This window comes from Streptacidiphilus sp. ASG 303 (genome assembly GCF_020991365.1).
Taxonomy (GTDB): domain Bacteria; phylum Actinomycetota; class Actinomycetes; order Streptomycetales; family Streptomycetaceae; genus Peterkaempfera.
On sequence record NZ_JAJLRA010000079.1, the window covers coordinates 1 to 1,226 of the forward strand.

Below are 1,226 nucleotides of genomic sequence, written 5' to 3' on the forward strand. Positions count from 1 at the left end.
TGGTCCAGCGGGCGAGGTCGCCGGTGCGGTACATGCGTGCGCCGGGGCCGCCGTAGGGGTTGGCCACGAAGCGTTCGGCGGTCAGGGCCGGGCGACCGAGGTAGCCGCGGGCCAGCTGGGCGCCGGCGAGGTACAGCTCGCCGGGCACGCCGGGCGGGCACGGCTGCAGGGCCGCGTCCAGGACGTACACCCTGGTGTCGGCGATCGGCGTTCCGATCGGCGGCTTCTGTTCCGAGGGGACGAGGGGGACGCTCATCGTCGCGCAGACGGTGGCCTCGGTAGGGCCGTAGGCGTTGATCATGCGTCGTCCTGGTGCCCATTTCGCCACCAGTTCCGGCGGGCAGGCCTCACCGGCGACCACCAGCGTGCGCACCGATTCCAGGCTGTCATCGGACAGCGTGGCGAGAACCGAGGGCACCACCGTCGCGTGCGTGATGCCGAGGCGCTGGTCCGTCAGCGCAGAGATCGGGGAGTCGACCGGAGCGATAACCAGAGTCGCGCCGGACAGAAGTGCCGTGCAAAGTTCCGAGATGGAGGCGTCGAAGCTGGGCGAGGCGAACTGCAGCACCCTGCTGTTCTCGTCGATACGGAACCTTTCGACCTGTGCGTTGACCAGGCCGGCGATGCCCGCGTGGCTCACCATGACGCCCTTCGGACGGCCGGTCGAGCCGGAGGTGTAGATCACATAAGCGGTCTGGGCGCTCGCCACCGGGACGCCGGGATCCGACTCCGGTTCCTCGTGCGCGGCCTGGACGATGCCGAGTTCGTCGATCACCCGGACCGGCTGAGCGTCGGACAGCATGTAGGCGATCCTGTCGGCCGGATACTCCGGGTCCACCGGCAGGTACGCGGCGCCGGTCTTCAGCACACCGAGGCTCGCCACGACCAACTCCCTCGAGCGCGGCAGTACCAGCGCGACGATTTGCTCAGCGCCGACTCCCTGCCCGAGAAGGCGATGGGCGAACTGGTTCGCCTGCTTGTTGAGTTCGGCGTACGACACCTCGGTGCCGTCGGGGTCGATCACGGCGATGGCGTCGGGGGTGCGGGCGGCCTGCGCCTGGAAGAGGTCCACCACCGTGCCCGCGGTGACCTCGTGTGTGGTGTCGTTCCAGGTGGTGAGGACCTGGTGGCGTTCGGTGGTGTCCATGACCGGGATGTGGTGCACGGGTGCGGCCGGGTCGGCGGCGACGGTCTCCAGGACCCGGATGAGGCGGCGGCTCAGTGAG

At 69.6% G+C, this 1,226-nt stretch carries 1 protein-coding gene; it reads right to left on the bottom strand.

Annotated features, from left to right (window positions below; genetic code table 11):
• Positions 1-1,226: amino acid adenylation domain-containing protein (locus tag LO771_RS29975; RefSeq protein WP_230748305.1), on the bottom strand; the 1,226-nt coding region annotated here is incomplete at both ends.